This window comes from Parabacteroides sp. PFB2-10 (assembly GCF_029893085.1).
Classification (GTDB): Bacteria; Bacteroidota; Bacteroidia; order Bacteroidales; family Tannerellaceae; genus QVMG01.
The window spans coordinates 137259-154650 of sequence record NZ_JARXWI010000001.1; the positions used below are offsets into that span (position 1 = coordinate 137259).

Annotated in this window: 13 protein-coding genes; 4 read left to right on the forward strand and 9 right to left on the reverse strand. The window is 46.1% G+C overall.

The features are described from left to right. Positions 1-289: 289 nt before the first annotated feature. From era to M2137_RS00690, 9 genes are all read right to left on the reverse strand, one after another. Positions 290-1183 carry a GTPase Era gene (gene era, locus M2137_RS00650; RefSeq protein WP_280764532.1) on the reverse strand — a complete coding sequence of 298 codons (894 nt, stop codon included), beginning with the start codon at positions 1181-1183 and terminating at the stop codon, positions 290-292. After that, positions 1164-2168, reverse strand: coding sequence for a beta-ketoacyl-ACP synthase III (locus M2137_RS00655; RefSeq protein WP_280764533.1), 1005 nt, complete (start codon positions 2166-2168; stop codon positions 1164-1166). The genes era and M2137_RS00655 overlap by 20 nt, the downstream gene beginning before the upstream one ends. Before the next feature lie 166 nt (positions 2169-2334). Next, positions 2335-2520, reverse strand: a complete 186-nt coding sequence (rpmF, locus tag M2137_RS00660) for a 50S ribosomal protein L32 (RefSeq protein WP_280764534.1) — start codon at positions 2518-2520, stop codon at positions 2335-2337. A 21-nt stretch (positions 2521-2541) separates the two neighbouring features. Next, positions 2542-3108, reverse strand: a complete 567-nt coding sequence (locus M2137_RS00665; protein WP_280764535.1) for a DUF177 domain-containing protein — start codon at positions 3106-3108, stop codon at positions 2542-2544. 176 nt (positions 3109-3284) lie between these two features. After that, on the reverse strand, positions 3285-3659 hold the full coding sequence (locus tag M2137_RS00670) for a four helix bundle protein (protein WP_348538020.1): 375 nt from the start codon (positions 3657-3659) through the stop codon (positions 3285-3287). Positions 3660-3800: 141 nt separating this feature from the next. Then, positions 3801-4958: a HAMP domain-containing sensor histidine kinase gene (locus tag M2137_RS00675; RefSeq protein WP_280764536.1), complete on the reverse strand. Its 1158-nt coding sequence runs from the start codon at positions 4956-4958 to the stop codon at positions 3801-3803. A 530-nt stretch (positions 4959-5488) separates the two neighbouring features. Beyond that, positions 5489-8359 (reverse strand): DUF6383 domain-containing protein, encoded by a 2871-nt coding sequence (locus tag M2137_RS00680; RefSeq protein ID WP_280764537.1) that lies wholly within the window; start codon positions 8357-8359, stop codon positions 5489-5491. Between the two features lie 589 nt (positions 8360-8948). Next, the gene (locus M2137_RS00685) at positions 8949-10121 is read right to left on the reverse strand and encodes a clostripain-related cysteine peptidase (RefSeq protein ID WP_280764538.1); all 1173 of its coding nucleotides are present in this window, start codon (positions 10119-10121) and stop codon (positions 8949-8951) included. Positions 10122-10803: 682 nt separating this feature from the next. Next, positions 10804-11796, reverse strand: a complete 993-nt coding sequence (locus M2137_RS00690; protein ID WP_280764539.1) for a sugar phosphate isomerase/epimerase family protein — start codon at positions 11794-11796, stop codon at positions 10804-10806. A 444-nt stretch (positions 11797-12240) separates the two neighbouring features. On the opposite strand from M2137_RS00690, the gene M2137_RS00695 reads away from it, so the two are divergent. The 4 genes from M2137_RS00695 to M2137_RS00710 all read left to right on the forward strand — a co-directional run bounded on the left by M2137_RS00695 (position 12241) and on the right by M2137_RS00710 (position 17376). Continuing rightward, complete coding sequence (locus tag M2137_RS00695; protein ID WP_280764540.1) at positions 12241-13953, forward strand: hypothetical protein; 1713 nt, start codon at positions 12241-12243, stop codon at positions 13951-13953. Between the two features lie 157 nt (positions 13954-14110). Next, positions 14111-14479: a DUF3244 domain-containing protein gene (locus M2137_RS00700; RefSeq protein ID WP_280764541.1), complete on the forward strand. Its 369-nt coding sequence runs from the start codon at positions 14111-14113 to the stop codon at positions 14477-14479. Positions 14480-14917: 438 nt separating this feature from the next. Next, on the forward strand, positions 14918-15385 hold the full coding sequence (locus M2137_RS00705) for a hypothetical protein (protein WP_280764542.1): 468 nt from the start codon (positions 14918-14920) through the stop codon (positions 15383-15385). A 422-nt stretch (positions 15386-15807) separates the two neighbouring features. Next, complete coding sequence (locus tag M2137_RS00710; RefSeq protein ID WP_280764543.1) at positions 15808-17376, forward strand: DUF3078 domain-containing protein; 1569 nt, start codon at positions 15808-15810, stop codon at positions 17374-17376. Positions 17377-17392 lie beyond the last annotated feature (16 nt).

Consider the following 17392-nt stretch of genomic DNA (forward strand, 5'->3'; position numbering starts at 1 on the left):
TTTTAATTATGAATTATGAATTATGAATTATGAATTGGAGCGAAGCGGAAATCGCTTAGCCGAAGGCGCAGAGCAATTATGTATTATAAATCGCTTAGCCGAAGGCGCAGAGCAATTATGTATTATAAATCGCTTAGCCGAAGGCGCAGAGCAATTATGAATCGAAGATCGCTTAGCGAAGCGTAAAGCAATTGGAGCGAAGCGGAAATCACTTAGCACAGCGCAAAGCAATTATGAGTTATGCCCTGATCGAGTTCATAATTCATAATTTATAATTCATAATTCCTACCTATTCCATCGTGTATCCATATGAACGCAACAGATTGTCTCTGTTACGCCAGTCTTTTTCTACTTTGACAAACATCTCCAGAAAGACCTTCTTGTCAAAGAATCGTTCAATATCCTTTCGAGCCATCTGCCCTACCTTCTTCAAAGCAGCGCCTTTGTGGCCAATAATAATTCCTTTTTGCGAATCACGTTCCACAACGATCAGCGCCTTGATATGTATCATCTTCTCGTCTTCCTTAAACAACTCCACGATCACTTCCACCGCATAAGGAATCTCTTTCTGATAATAAAGCAGGATCTTTTCCCGTATAATTTCCGTCACAAAGAAGCGAGCCGGCTTATCCGTCAGTGCGTCCTTCTCAAAATAAGGAGGCGACTCGGGCATCAGCTCTTCGACCCGTTTGCGTATATAATCGATATTGAAATTGGAAAGAGCCGAAACCGGCAGTATCTCCGCCTTGGGCAACAGATCTTTCCATCCGGTCACCAGCTCTTCGAGCTTCTCTTGTGTCGTCAGATCGATCTTATTAATCAATAACAATACCGGACATTCCACCTTCTGCACCCGTTCCAGAAACACTTCGTTCTTATCGATCGTCTCGACTACATCGGTTACATACAATAAAACATCGGCATCGCCCAGGGCTGATTGCGAGAAATTAAGCATCGATTGCTGCAACTTATAATTGGGTTGCAACACACCCGGTGTATCCGAGTAAACGATTTGCATATCGTCGCTGTTCACAATCCCCATAATGCGGTGGCGAGTCGTTTGCGCTTTCGACGTAATGATAGAGATGCGTTCCCCTACCAGCCGGTTCATCAGCGTCGACTTCCCCACATTGGGATTCCCGACAATATTAACAAATCCCGATTTATGCTTTCTTTCCGTCATATCCCCATTTCAGGTAAACCGCGCCATAGGTAAAACCAGCACCAAAAGCAGCCAGGATCATATTATCCCCTTTCTTCAACTTCTCTTCCCATTCCCACAGGCAAAGAGGGATCGAACCGGCACTTGTATTTCCATATTTCTGGATATTCACCATCACCTGCTCATCGGTCACACCCAAACGGCGTGCCGCCGCGTCGATGATCCGCTTATTAGCCTGATGAGGCACTACCCAATGTATATCTTCATTCGTCAACCCATTGCGTGCAACGATCTCTGCCGCCACATCCGCCATATAGGTCACCGCGTGTTTAAACACATATTTACCATCCTGGTAGACCGCGTGCATATGCTTATCAACCGTCTCATGCGAAGAAGGATAAGCCGAGCCGCCCCCTTTCATGTAGAGGTATTCACGGCCGGTACCGTCGGTGCGGAGGATGCTGTCCATCAGGCCGATCGCTTCCGTAGTTGGTTCCATCATCACCGCCGCACATCCGTCGCCAAACAGCGGCGCCGTGTTCCGGTCGGTATAATCGGTTATCGCCGTCATCTTATCGCCCGACACTAAGATCACCTTCTTATAATGTCCCGAACGTATATAATTAGCAGCCGTTTCCAGTCCATAGATAAAGCCGGAGCAGGCAGCCTGCATATCAAAAGTAAGCGCATTCACGCACCCTGTTTCATACGCGACAATAGAAGCTGTGGTCGGGAAACCAAAATCAGGCGTAGTAGTAGCACAAAGCACCACCTCCACCTCTTTCGGATCCACTCCGGTCTTCTCCAACAATTGGTTGACAGCACGAATACCCATATAGGAAAGTCCCAGCCCCTCCCCTTTCAGGATACGGCGTTCTTTGATTCCTACCCGCGTGGTAATCCACTCATCGGAGGTTTCTACCAGCTTCTCGATGTCCGCATTCGTCAACCGCTCTTCGGGAACATAGCCTCCTATACCTGTAATAACCGCATTCAATCTCTCCATATATCTACTTTGTTTATGACTTAGTTGTTATGGCCTTCACGCACATTCGCCGGAAATATAAAAAAGCACGAAGGCTCTTCTTCTTCATAATTAATCATTAAACAATGTAACAATTAATCATTCCCAAGACCCTCCGTGCCTCTCTTTCCTTAAGGAACGCTCTCTCTTAAAGCGCTGCTGCTTTCTCGATAGCTAATTTACCTCTGTAATAGCCGCATTCACCACATACGGTGTGATAAATATGCCATGCGCCACAGTTAGGGCAGATGGCCATAGTAGGAGCTACCGCCTTGTCGTGCGATCTGCGCTTTCCTTGTCTAGCTGAACCTTGTCTTCTTTTAGGATGTGCCATTTTAGTTGTATTTAATTATTATTAATCTTCCAGTAAACCTTTCAAAGCATCCCAACGCGGATCGGTCGCGTCTACCTGCCCTTCATCCAAAGAGCTATCCGTGTCGACCACGTCATCATCCTCTTCGTCCGAACTACTTGCAGTATGCTTTTTCAATTTCGACGACATATTTTTGTTGCATTTGCCCGGCGCGTGAACATGCTTCATAGGTATGGCCAAAGCCACAAACTCATAGAGGAACCAGGCCAGGTTGATCGCCCCCTCTTCCTCCGGAATAACGACGATCTCGTCGCTCTCTTCCGCATATTCCTTACCGAACTTCACCACCAAGCGATTCTTTGTCTCCACCGGCAATTCCATATCGTCTAAACAACGGTCGCAGGGAACCATCACTGTCCCGTTCAATTCAAAGTCCATCTCAAAAGCCACCGACGTACGCTTCAGGGTCAATACCACATGCACCTTCCCTTTCTGCACCTCGTCTCCGTCAATGTCCATAAAGAACGTATTCCCCAATTGGTATTCGTAAGTATATACCCCCTGAGGCAGATTCTTTAGATCGATCTTATATGAATTAAACTTTCCCAAAACCGCTTTGTGTAAAAAACCTTGCAAAGGTATGAAAAAAATAAATCACTTCGACAAAGGAAGGGGAATAAATTATGAATTATGAATTATGAATTATGAGGTTCTCCTAATGGCGAAGCTTGATATTAAAGGATTGGCTTCTCCCTAAAAGTTCTATTTACCCTAAAAACTCAGCCCTATTTATCCTTTTTGCCTCTTTCTTTTGTAGTCTTAATTATAGCTGTTATGATACGCTTCAATTCTTCTGCGTCACAATATATACTTTGGAAGGCGATTTCATCCAGGTAACCGGAATAATACAGCAACTTCAGCCAATACAAGGTTTCGTTACATTCCTTTTGTGCTATTGCCAACTTATGAATGAAATCCGCTTCGCTTTCCGCATTTTCACTTTCACTCTGCAATGCTCCAATTGCTGTTCCCGAACGCATTAACTGCTTCGACAATATATACTCCTTCTTTTCTTCTACTAAGAACCTATACAGTTTCACTGTCCGCAAAGCAAACGCAAAACTCTTTTCCCGTACAATATTTTCTCTCATTTTCTCCATAGTTAAAGTTTCTCATCAAAATCTATAATTGCTCTGCGCCTTCGGCTAAGCGATTTCCGCTTCGCTCCAATTGCTTTACGCTTCGCTAAGCGATTTCCGCTTCGCTCCAATTCATAATTCATAATTCATAATTCGTAAGAATTACCTCTTCGGTAATTCTATACGAAACGTTGTCCCCCGTCCCACCTCGCTACTCTTGACATAGATTTTGCCATTGTGGTACGACTCGACGATGCGTTTCACCAAGGAGAGGCCTAATCCCCAGCCGCGTGCCTTCGTGGTGTAGCCGGGGCTAAAAACGGTCTTATAACGTGATTTGGGTATGCCTTTCCCGCTGTCGGTCACATCGATGCGCACCTCTTTCTGTACCTCTTCCATACGGATCAGGATCTCTCCCTGTCCGCTCATGGCATCGACGGCGTTTTTGATCAGGTTCTCCATCACCCAGGAGAAGAGCGAATCGTTGATCTTCACCCACACCGGATGGTCGGGCATCTCGGTCGTGATACGCACCTTCGCCGAGATACGGTTCTCCAGATACCCGATCGCGTTGCGAACCGAATCCACCAAATTCACCGGCATCGGATCCGGACGCGAGCCGATCTTCGAGAAGCGGTCGGCCACCATCTCCAGACGTGCCACATCCTTGCCCATTTCATTAAGCAATGCCGGATCAATCTCTTTCGTCTTCAGGTATTCCACCCAGGCAATCAATGAAGAGATAGGCGTACCCAACTGATGCGCCGTCTCTTTCGAGAGACCCACCCAGACGCGGTTCTGCTCCGCCCGCTTGGTACTCGCCAGGGCTAAGAAAGAGATCAGGATAAAGATAAAGACCACCGCCAACTGCACATAGGGATAGACACTCAAACGTTTCAGGATCACCGAATCGTCATAATAGAGGTAATGCACCGTCTCCTGGTCGATCTCCATCACAATCGGCGGATTCTTTGTTTTCAGCGAGGCGAGCTTCTTCTGCAGAAACAACTCCGGATCATCCTCCGGCGCATCTATATTTTTAGAAAAGAGGATACTGTCGTCTTCGCGGCATAAGATCACCGGGATCGTCCGGTTTCCTTCGATGATACGCAGGTAAAGCGACATATCGGTCTCCAACAGGTTCTGCTCCTTCAGCATCGAGCGTTGCGCCTCGGCAAATATCTCCATCTTCTCGCGCTCCTCGCCCGCCAATTGCTTGGTCAGCATATTCGAGAACACCAACGATGCCCCCGCAATCACCATTGCGACTAAGATAAAGAGGTATTTCAACCGTTGCCCGGTGTCCGATATAATTGCCATAAAGCAAAGATAGGGGAAATTAATTGGTAATTGATAATTGATAATTGATAATTGATAGGGGGAAGTGGTTAGTGGTTAGTGGTTAGTGATACAGATTGCGCAGATTGGGCTGTGGTTGGATCTTCAAATTGGAAAGAAATTGAAGGTTTGCAGAAAGCACTATCTCGGCTCCCCTTCTTAGAAAAGAAGGGGGGGGACCATCGCTTGCGATGGTGGGGTAGTTTGATATATTAAAATCACACATTTGTTCTGTTTTGTGTATTTGTAACTATCAAAGAAATAGGAAAAACATTTATAAAGAATTCAAACTACCCCACCGCTGCAAGCAGCGGTCCTCCCCCTTCTTTTCTAAGAAGGGGAGCTTTTGGATACTTATTTCGGTATTCCTTGGGAATCTTCACTTATTACCACATTTGAAAATAGTAGCCCATATATACCAAAAAAAGCGCCCCCGAATGGGAGCGCTTTCTGTATGTATCGTAATCTAACGGTCTTTTATGAATTAATAATCAACCATTAAGAATTAACAATTACTTCACCAACACTTTCGCAGCTTCGCCAGCTACCTTAACAACAGCCACACCTGCAGGAGCAGCGAATGTAGCAGCGTCAGAAGTGATCACCGTGTTAGCGATAACCTTACCAAGGATGTCAGTGATAACAACAGCCTGGCCAGCAGCACCTGTTACAGTGATTGTGCCATAAGCAGCGGTTACTTCAACAATACCTGCAGCAGGACCTTCGTTAGAAGTAGCTTCTTGGTCTGTTACTTCCCAGTTGAATACTTCAGCCATATCCCAAGCATATCCATACCAAGAAGCTGTATAATAATTCACAATTACCGGAACACCATTCTGATATTTGATCCAACCACCATAATCTCCACGAGGATAAATTCTACCACCGAATTCTACTATGGCTGCTTCAGCTAAAGACTCAGATTCAATCAGGAAGTCATTGCTGTTCGTATCCAAGAGACGGAATGAGAACAATACCGGAGAATACAATTTGTGAGAGGTGAATTCAGTTGCTCCTTCTTCCATTTTGAAGTTTTCGAAGTCGAACAATTTACCATCGATAATCAACGAGTCGATAGTTCTATATTCTTCACCTTCTTCAGCTTTGTCTGAATTCCAAACAACTTCAGCATCAACAAAGGCTAAGCGATAATAGCTATTATCCCAAACATATTTTTTGGCAGTTTCTGCGTCGTCAGAATACTTAGCAGTTTCAACCATATTCATCAACACGCGGATCACACGTTTGTCTACGGCTTCTTCACCCGGTGTGTACTTAGAGTGTCCGCAATCTTTTTCACCACATTCTGAGCAAAGCTCCCATTTTTCTTCCGAGCCATCTTTTTGAATATGATCTTCATCAACCGAGATCACATACTGCGGCATTTCTGTACCACGGATATAGCTCAGTTTCAGAGCAGCTTTTGTTTTATCGAAGTTTCTTTCTTCATCAACACCTAAGAAGTTGATCTGGCTTTCTCTTTTTACACCCGGTACCTGTACTTCGTTCGGGCCAAGAGGCTGAGTTGCATATACACTGTTAGCATCTTCATACAGATAGGCTCTTGTAGCATCATAGTTTGCACGGAAGATCTTCACGATGCTTGGAACATCTTTTTCATCATCTTCTGTACCGAACAAACGGTAACCGTTCTGATGTTCTGCGATACCCGGAGCTACTTTGAAAGCAGCAGTAGAAACCTGCGGACGGCTATCACCTACTTCACCAGTTACCAATTCCAAGGTAGACGGATTGATATTGATTTTGTGAGTATCATTGCCAAGCTGATACACCAAAGAATAGTAGCAGCTTGCTGCTTCGTCACCTTCATTGGCATATTCGTTGTTTTCTTTCAAGTGGAAACGGATACCGCCTGCGTTACGGATAGCGGCATAATCAGGCTGATACGTATTATTAGCATCATCTTTAATCTCAATGATTTCGTCTGACAATTCAAATACTTTGAAAGTAGAGTTATAAGTAATCACACGCCATGTAGCCGGACCGTTGTAAGTCAAGCTCGGAGTCTTCATAGCAATAAAATAATAAGAACGTTCCAACTGAACCAGATTTGCGATATAGTCAGCAGCTGTTGTAGTGGTCTGCGGAACATATCCATACGGAGCATTGGCATACGTAAAGTCACAACCAAGCAGATGGAAGGTAGTTGCAGATTCGTCTTTGCTGATAGTCATAGCATCGTTTGCATCCAATACGATAGCCTGGTCATTTTTCAACAAATTCAGATAACGCAAAGTAGCTGTTACCTTTGTAGAATCAGCATCTTTCACGCCATGATACCAGTAACCTTGTTTCGGATCAGAAATATTGGTGATCGGAGTCAATAAAATAGTATCACCGGAAGCTGTATAGCATGTTCCGTTTACAGTTGCGTCTTGCAATTCATACACATAATCGTTGTTGAAAATACGTCCGTTGTTGCCAGGATACTCACGGTTAACAGCAGTTACTTGAGTACCTTCTACGCTATTGTTTGTAAATACCCACTGTGCAGAAGGCATGTGCTGTGCATTTCTCAAATCTTTTGCAGTGAAATAGTTAATAGCACGACCTGCCATATTCATTCTCAAATCTTTACCAATCAGTTCAGGACTATTAGCACTACCAGTGATAGTCACAGCATACACACCGTTGGTGATTTTCTTTGCAAACTTAGCTGTCGCAACCTTTCTCGGGATGATAATTACGCGAGCTTCAGAAGCTTCCAGAGCAAGAGTATTTCCAAATTTAGCAGGATAAACAGCGGTTCGATCTGCGTTATAAGCCAATGCAAATACAGAGTCATTCCCAGCTACATTACTTAAGCTCATATAATAATGTGTAGCAACAGGTACAGAGGCGTTCTGACCATTGATCCACAATTTACTATAAGTTTCCGCACCGAAAACCGGGTTATCAGTTCCTGCCAGTGTATTACCGGTTACAATGTTCTTTGCATCAGGCATATTATAGGCTAAGAACTTGCTACTCGCAACATTTTGGAATGAGTAATAAGCCACTTCTTGTCCAGCAGGACGTTCGATAGCGATATCCCACAACGCTGAATCCAGCGCAGCAAAAGATTTCGGAGCGAATGTGCCTGTTACCAATTTAATCTTGCTTTGACCTTTTACTACTTCTTCAGACACTAAATAACCAATCGGCGCATCCATAAGTCCTGTAAAATCAATTGCATTTCTTTCTTGCAGTAGAGCATCATTACTAGGTGTAAGAGGCACCGCCCAAGCTTCCAATACATAACTACTGTCTGGCTTAAAAGCTTCAGGATAGCCTTCTTCCAAATCCACATCCGACTGTGCAAAAGCTCCAAAACTAATTGTTGCGATCATCGCAACCAATAGAGTAAAAAACTTTTTGTTCATAAAATTAATAATTAAAATTAATACTATAATGTTAATAAAATTGTCTGTTTCAAGGGGTTTTGCATTGCCTTCGTCTCTTCATTTTCATAGAGTTTTCACACGATTGGACACAACACATCCCACTTATAGGAAGCAAAAGTAGCCATAGTTTTCATAACCGCAACGCTTTGCGGCCTTTTTTTTCGCTTTTTAAACGGTTTCTTATCCGAAAACATCGGTTTTCTGTACAAACACCCCTGTTTAGACAACGAAACCGTTTTCGTCCCATTTACGCAAAAGCGACCGCTTACGCGATATCTGTCTGATTTCATTTATCTTATAACAGATTGCGGAAGGAAAAGGTTAAGTTAATGGATAATGGATAATGGATAATGGATAGACTTATCTATATTCTTTACGATTTATGCTCTTCCTATTTCTAATAAATATTTTGTGACAAAAACCTTTGTGCGACTTAGTGATACTTCGTGGTTAAGTCTTCATAACACGTACCATTAGTTCTTTTTTGAACCACCGAGGAATACGAAGGCGCACAAAGGTTTTGATATTTTTTGGGGGGGAGGGAGAGGGGTTTGTCAATTACCCCTTATCAATTATCCAATTGCGCGGGATACACCCTTTTCGCCCAGGCGAGGTTTTCGAGGTACCAGGCGTTGTGCTGGGGCAGGGATTCTCGCAGGGGGTAGATGGAAAGGCCGGAGAAGGTGCGTACCGGCAGGCGGCTCTGTCCCTGGATGATGACCTGCTCGGTGCAGTATTTTGTTTGAACCACCTCTGCCAGGGCGGCGTCGAAACGCGTTTTCTGTTCTTCGGTGGCCAGCCCTTCATTTACCATACGGGCTACCAGGTCTTCGATATCATAGAGCGAGGTGAGCGCGCTCGAGAAACGGGATAACACCTGCACGCCCTGAAGCGAGAGGCCATAGAGTGCTTCTTCGCCGGCTGCCGCGATAATCTCGGCCATCACCTCTGCCAGATCGTCTAAGGCAGCGGTCTTGATCACCGCCATATTGCCATAGGGATAGGTGTAGGTGGTATAGAAATCGTAGAAGCCTTTGGCAATGGCTGCCAGGTCGGCCTCGTCGGTGAAGTAATAGGGAAGCACCTCTTTGTAAGGGAAACCATAGCTAATGATCTCCGAAGCCGAGGCAAGAATATAGTCGGCTACATCTTTGAGTTCATAGACACACTCCACCCCGCCCATGCTGCAGGCATCGAACGAGAGGAAGTCGAACTGAAAGCCGCGGAGCGCGCGGGCCAGGTCGTAGATCTCCATGCGCTGCCCATTCTCCTCGCCAAAGGAACGCAGGTCTTTATAATCGGTCGGCATCCACGAGGTACCATGGCTCGAAAGGATCATACCGTAGCTTTTCGCCGGGAAATCACGCATCACATCCTCGACCACCGAATGCATAAAGTCCGGTGAAATGGCACTTATTTCATTGTATGTGCGGATCTCCTCCTCGACGACCTGCCCGTTTCGGTCCTCTTTGATACGGAAGAGACGCCCGGAGGCGGTGCCGTCCTTGGCGGTGGAATAGAACACGACGAGGTTGCCGTCGTTGAGGTTCTTACGGGTAGCTACGCTTTTCATATGCTCGATATTCGTCTGCATCGATCCACCCAGGTTACTGGAGACCATATAGACCAACAGGGTACGGGGAGGGGTCACCGTATACTCGTCTTCATCGCCGATATTACAACAGGAGAAAGCCAGGAGAAGGAAAGCTAACAGGGAAAGGATATGATATATCTGTTTCATATTTTCTTGTACTTTGGATTAGAGGGGGCAAAGATACGAATAAAAACTGTGATTACGCTGAAAACAGGATGGACTATGATTTGATTTAATTGATTTTATGGATTGGATAGGGGGGGGAATGGGGGGATAGGAGATGGGAGATAGGGTCAGATAGGGGGGGGGAAATGGAAAGATAGAAAGGGTACGCCCACAGGCGTTGAACTCCTAATAACCCCCAGTGAAGAGAGCAGAGCGAACGACTGGGGGTAGGCATAAAAGGATCTAACATCTCATGAACCCGAAAAGGGTTCAATTGTTTAATTCAACACCTTTCGGCGTTGGTTTGTTTCTACATTTGCTATCACCCCCAGTCGTTCGCTTCGCTCTCTTCACTGGGAGTTATTAGGAATTAAATCCCTTTCGGGATTTTCCTGAAACATCTTCAATTTCTTCCCTTTTTGAAGATTTTCCAATTTGACATTTTGCTCTGCACTTCGCTTCGCTCGTTAAGCGATTATCAAATTGTCAAAACCGCGGGAGAATTTTTCCGAAAACCCGGGACTTTGGAGACAAACTCCCGGGAGAAACATTTTTTAACAAACCGAAGTGTAAGCAAAAAAGGGGCAAATCGCTCGGAATTGCCCCTTTTTGCTTACACTTCGGTTTTTCGTTTTGAACCGGAAGCGAACGTTTTTTTCATCGTTTATTCCTTCGCAAAAAACGCATCAAAGGCGTGTGCGGAGGGTTGGAAATCGATTTGGCGGGTGAAGGCACATGATTCGCGGGCGCCGTGTTCGCGGTCCATGGCGGAGTCTTCCCATTCGATGGAGAGGGGACCCTGGTAGCCGATGGAATTGAGGGCGCGGATGATCTCTTCGAAATTGACCTTGCCGCGTCCTACGCTGCGGAAATTCCAATAACGACGCGGATCGCCGAAGGGCACATGTCCACCAAAGACACCGACCTGACGGGGGGTGTCGCTCCACCAGGCGTCTTTCATGTGTACATGGAAGATACGATCGGGGAATTCATAGATGAAATCGACATAGTCGACCCCCTGGTAGCCCAGGTGGCTGGGGTCGTAGTTGAACCCGAAGGCGGGGTGGTTGCCCACTGCCTCCAGCGCGCGCCGGGCGGAGAAGGTATCGAAAGCGATCTCGGTAGGATGTACCTCGAGGGCAAAACGAACGCCTAATTTTTGGTAGGCATCAAGGATCGGGATGAAACGGCGGGCAAACTCTTTATAGCCCTCTTCGATCATCGCTTCGGTCACCGGCGGGAAAGAATAGAGCAGGTGCCAGATAGGGCTGCCGGTGAAGCCGACCACGGTGTCGACGCCCAACGCCTTAGCGGCCTCGGCAGTACGGATCAGTTCTTCGGCTGCACGGCGGCTTACGCCTTCCGGATCGCCATCGCCCCAGATATAGGCAGGCAGGATGCCTTTGTGGCGCTCGTCGATGCGGTCGCACACGGCCTGCCCCACCAGGTGGGTAGAGATGCAATGCAACTGCATGCCGTAGCGGGCCAACAGGTCGCGGATGCCCTGGTAATAGGCGGGATCGGTCTGGCGGACATCCAGGTGGTCGGGAAGTCCCAGTTCAATACCGTCGTAGCCAAACTCTTTTGCTTTCTCACATACTGTCTCTAAAGAGAGATCACCCCATTGAAGGGAATACAATGTTACTGGACGAGCCATAATAATGATGAATTAAGAATTATGAATTTAATTATATAATAACTATCTAAAGCCTGGCTGACATTACGTAGCAGATAACTAACTAAAGCTCCCCTTCTTAGAAAAGAAGGGGGTGGACCATCGCTTGCGATGGTGGGGTAGTTTGATCTATAAAAAATATGCATTTATGTTGGTTTATACTCTGTATCAAAAAAAGAAAATAATCAGTTGTAAAGAATTCAAACTACCCCACCGCTGCGAGCAGCGGTCCCCCCCTTCTTTTCTAAGAAGGGGAGCTTTAGATAGTTATTCCTAGCACTTATCATTTTAAATACAAAGACAATAAAAAGTTATTATACCCTTATATTAACCTACTCAGAAGTGGTTTTCACAAAACTAAGGAAAAAAAATCTTACTTTTGCGGAGAGGGCATGAGATTCATCATTTGCTAAACATTTTTAACCTATGAGACCTACTTTCATCGTTGTTCCGGTATACCTTATTATATATAGTTTTTTTCTGGTTGCCTGCCAGGGGAAGAAAAGGTCGGAGGCGCAACCCCTACTCGACCAGGCGGAGGCGTTGATGCAGACCCATCCCGACAGCGCCTTACACATCCTGGCGGAAGAGATCGACACAAAGTCGCTCTCGCCACGGCAACAGGCCGATTGGGCTATCTTACTCACCCAGGCGGAAGATAAAAACCTGTTTACACATACGACGGACTCGACCATCCGGATCGCCCTATCCTACTACGAAAAGAAGAATCACCCGCTTCGGCTGATGCAGGCCTGTTACTACGCAGGACGTGTCTACCAGGACATGGGCGATGCCCCACGCTGCCAGGACTATTTCCTGAAGGCGTTGCAGACAGGCGCGGCAGCCGATCACCTTACGTTTGCCGGTATGGTGTACGGCAACCTGGCGCGGTTGTATATTTTCCAGGATGCCTGGCAGGAGGCGATGCCACAGTTGCAAGAGGCCGCCAGATGTTTCGGTGAAATGGGCGATTCTGTTCGCTTGTCATATATTTTCCGCGATATGGGACGCACGCTTTCGATGCTCGATCGCCCCGACAGCGCTGCCTGGTATTACGAAAAGGCGCTGGTTCATATTCCGCCCCAGGAAGAATTGTTTATCATCAACGAGTTGATACATCTGTACACCTGTCAGGAAGAATACACCCGAGCCTACGGACATATGCAAGAGCTTATGCCCGTGGTAGAGGCTGTGACGGAAGAAACAGACGCACTTATGCCGGTTTACCTGAGCATCGGCAACCTGTATCGCCACCTGGGAAAGGCCGATTCCGCTTCGTACTGGCTGCATAAGGTCGTAGACGAGAGTGTGTGGGGCGATGAGATACCACCTACCGAAACAGAGGTATCGGCCTGGTACTACCTGGCACAATTGGCACGCGAACAGCGCAACTGGGAAACATACGCCCGCTTTCGGGAGTCGCACGACAAAGTAGCGGAAGAGCTGATGGAGGCGACCTACCGGGAACAACTGGTCGAGATGCAATATCGATACGATTACGAGGTGCATAAAAATGAATCGGCACAGCTGCGCATCGACTATCTGTCGCAGGAGAGGGATTACTACCGGCTGGTGGTTCTGTCGGCCCTATTGTTGGCCGGATGCTGCGTGATATTGTATTACCTGCGGCGGCGGATACGAAAACACAGGGAACTGAAGAGCCGGATCCACGCGCTGACACGGGAGAGCGAGCAGTTGATCGGTCGCAACAACAAAAAAATCAAACAGTTGGAGAAAGAGATTGTCCGGTTGAAAACGGAAAACAACGACACCTTAGAAGAGGTATTGATACAAAAACAGCGCGCCGGGGAGTTGGAGAAATCGCCCATCGCACAGAAATACCTGCAAGGCAATCTGTGGGAACCCACCAACCAGGACAAAAAAGAGCTGCAGGAAACGGTCGACAGGATCTTCCCTTCGTTTGCCTTCCGCCTGCAAAAGGCCTTCCCCGATATGGATAAAACAGAGCGGTATCTCTGTTACCTGAATAAGATCGGCATCACTTCGAACACCAAAATAGCCCATTTCACCGGTATGTCGCCCACCGGCATCGCCTCCCGCCGCGACCGGTTGTATGAGCGCCATCTGAAAAGCAAATCGAACCGGATCATATTTAAAGAATTTATCGACTCCCTTTAAAATTATAGATTCTTTTACATCTCAGTCTTCTATTTTTACATTTGTTAAGGATTTTGCGTAGAACAGCTGTTTTTTGCGTAGAATTCCCTTCCTTCCGACCTGCGATGAGCCCTATTTTTGCAGGTATAATAAATTCTCAACACATAATTTTCAAGCTATGAAAAAGGTATTTACAACAGTTTTGTTTTTGGCTTTAGGGCTTATTCTCTCGGTATCCGTGTATGGAAAAGACAAAAAGATCGTCACCAAAGGACATTGGGGTGGCGGCATGATCCGCTCGTTGGTGCCTCCTCCTCCGGAAGCATACATTGGTGGCCATCTGCTTATGATCACCTGCGACAGCGTTCTGGACGATCTTCTGGTGACCGTTTGCGACGAAAACGGCGCAATTGTTCGCCGGGAGACTATTTCCATCGAAGTACCCGGCACCTGTAAAACGATTATAATACCCTATGTGCCCGGGAACTACCGGCTGTTTCTCAGCCATTATCACGGGCAGTTATCGGGGGATTTCGAAATAGAATAATTTTTCTTGTGATATTTCACCGCCTGGTAAGCGGTGGCAAAACCCTCATATTTTTAACCAGGCACTAACTATCCAACAGCACCAAGCGGCCAACAATCTCTACCCTTTACTCCAAGCCGTTTGGGCTGTTGTTTTTTTAACTGTGATTACACAGCATACAGGATGGACTATGATTTGATTTCTATTGATTAAAAAAGATTTTCCTGATTGTTTTTATAGCCAATCAGATCAATCAAAAAAAATCAGAAAAGATCTAATCATAGTCCATCTTGTATTCTGTGTAATCACAGTTCATTTTTCGTGCGCTATACCGCAAGGGAGTTACCCATCTCCTCTTGCCGGATGATAGCGCCCGCCGTTGTGACAGACGTCCTGTTTGTTGCCGGTGGGCAGAGGGGTCGGTAGGGGAACCCTAATCAAGCCCCGCCAAGACCTATTATGTATTACAAAAAACTGAAAAGGCTGTTCAACGGCCGCTCGCTTAGTGTGAAAAGCTTTTACCAAATCACGGCAACACTTCCCGAAACAGAAAGAGACGAGGCGATCAGGCTGGTTTACCAGGTGGCGCAGGCGGAATGGAAAACATGCAACGCGGCCTACCGGCAGTTTCTGATCCGCTTCTTAGAAAACGACTTGCAACGATTCCTTGATTTCCTGCGCCGGGAGAGCGCCTGGGGCGAATTATTGATTCCCCTGGAAGATCCCGAATGGACGATGTTGCTGCTGTTTGCCCTATTGGAGCAAAAAGAAGAGCGCAAAGCGGGGCGCCGCCTCCTGGCATTCAGCCTGTTATTATTTACCGGTTCGCGCTGGAAGATCAGTACCCTCTTGCAATACCGGAAGACCCGGCGCATCACTCCGGCGGATCTGTTGGATCTATTGGGATGGGTGAAGATGGGTGGATAATTGATAATTGATAATGGATAATTGATAATTGATAATGGATAATTGACCAGATGCCGGAAGGGGGGGGGGTGGGTTCTCTACTTGAGGTAGTGGGGAGGCTCCTTCCGGCTTATTTTCGCCGTACAAAAAAGGGTAAAGTATATCGGAAGATGAAATGGGGAACGAAAGAATTAGAAGCTGTTTTGAATTTTATTTGGAGCTTATTTAGTCTCATTTTTCGCTTAGTTGTGCCTTTGCTTTTGGGAGCATAGCGAGCTATGTGACTAAAAGCAAAGGTACAGATAAGCGGAAAAGGAGGCTGAAGAAGCCCAACAGTAAGTAAAAATAAACTATTTCATAAAATTCAAACAGCTTCTTAGTATCTTTCATTCTTTTTCAATAATTTTGCCTGTTGCCACCGAAACGGATAATAAACGATAGATATGAAACTCCCAAAACACATATGCTGTTTTATTTTGTTTGGGTATTGCGCTTTAACAGATGCCTATGCACAAAACACAAGGATACCTGTCGTGCCGATAAACCAGCCTGCGCAGGAAACGGCGAGAGACACCATTCGACCCATACAGATTGTGGAAGAGGATCTGGACCCCAGGATCGATTTGCGCGGACAGTTTGAGCGCCTGAACACCGGCTACACAACACCTTACCGGAAGCCGGATGCGTTGTTGCGCTTTATGCAAAAAGACAAACTGGACATGTCGCCGGAAGCCAAGCGGATCATCGAGCAGGTTTTCGATCCGGCGCATTATGTGCCGGAACATTATACGTTTAAGGATACGATTTTCGTAAGCCATTTGATGCTTCCTTTGGTTTTCAGGGGAATCCATATTCCGATCGACTCCCTTTCGCAGCTCGTGGCCAAACCGGAACAGAAAGATGCCTACGAACGGTTAGCACCTCCTCCGGCGGAGTTTTATCCGAAATATGCTTTGCGGCAGAAAACAAAAAATGACTTATACAAGTATATGGTAAAAAACCACCTGAGGTATTTCAAATATTCGGCCAGGGACTTGCCGGATGATATACTGGTGAAAACACCTATCATCAAGGATATCCGGGATCTGTACACAGATGCGCCTATACTGGTTAAAAAAGAGTTGCCTCCTGCCGAACCGGATACACTGATACGCTTTATTCCGAACCGGCGGTATTGGACCTCTGCTTTTCAGAGTTCGATTCATTTTTCGCAACTCTATATCTCGCCTAACTGGCACCAGGGAGGGGTCGGCAACCTAACTATCAATACCTTGAATATTATCAACTACGATTATAAGAAAGACAAGGTAAGCCTGAGCAATCTATTGGAATTGAAAATAAGCGTAAACAATGCACCCAAAGATACCCTGCGCAATTACAAATTGGGTGATAACTCCCTGAAACTACGCAGCAACTTCGGGTATAAGGCTTTCAGCAAATGGGATTATTCGGCAAGTGTAGAGTTTCATACCCTGTTGTTTGACAACTATATTGAGAACAAAGATCAATTATTGGCCTCTTTTGCCTCGCCGATGACTATTTCGTTCGGGGTGGGGATGAAATATAATTTAGACAAAAAGTTTACCGACAAACACAAAAAATTGAAACTATCGCTTAACCTGGATCCGTTTTCGTATGGGTTCTGGTATAGCGCAACCAGGAACAATATCGATCTGGGACGTTACGGTTTCCCCAAAATACCGGATCCGAATGATCCCAATAAAAAGATTTTCGACAATACCTACCAGACTTTCGGTTCTAATATTGAAGGTGTACTGAATTTCACTATGACCCGGAATATAACCCTCTATTCGCGTTTCAAGTATAATACGACCTACGAGCGGGTGATCGTGGAGTCTGAAAACCGCCTGCAGATGGCGATCAACCGCTATCTGAGCACCAATATCAATTTCTATCTCCGCTACGATGACGGAGTGGCCAAAAAAGATGATTTCGACAGTTATTTCCAAGTCAAGGAACAACTCACTTTTGGCTTAACTTATAAATGGTAAGAATTTGAGGGGCGAA